Consider the following 396-nt stretch of genomic DNA (forward strand, 5'->3'; position numbering starts at 1 on the left):
GCCGCCATATCCATGGAGAACGCCCGGCTTTACACCGGCCTGAAAGAATCCAGGGACCAGATGTCCAGGTGGAACCAGACCCTGGAACAGACGGTTGACGAAAGAACCAGGGATTTAAAGCAGATTAACCAGCAGTTGGAGGAGGAAATCGCGGAGCGCAGGCAGGTGGAGGACGCCCTCCGGGTCATGGACGATTCCCGCCGCCTGCTGCTGTCCAATATATCCCATGAGCTGAAAACACCGATCACCTCCATCCAGGGCTTTCTGGAAACCATTCTGGACGAAGTGATAGACGACCCCCGCCAGCAGAAAAAATATCTGAGGCTGGTTTTGAACAAGGTGCTGCACCTCAACCGGCTTATTCAGGACCTGTTTGAGCTGACCAAGCTGGAGGCC

1 protein-coding gene is annotated in these 396 nt (G+C 55.3%); it reads left to right on the forward strand.

Annotated features, from left to right (window positions below; translation table 11 throughout):
* The coding region (locus DCCM_RS08475; RefSeq protein WP_305791396.1) for a histidine kinase dimerization/phospho-acceptor domain-containing protein at positions 1–396 on the forward strand (396 nt) is incomplete at both ends.

The organism is Desulfocucumis palustris (genome assembly GCF_002933875.1).
Lineage (GTDB): Bacteria > Bacillota > Desulfotomaculia > Desulfotomaculales > Desulfocucumaceae > Desulfocucumis > Desulfocucumis palustris.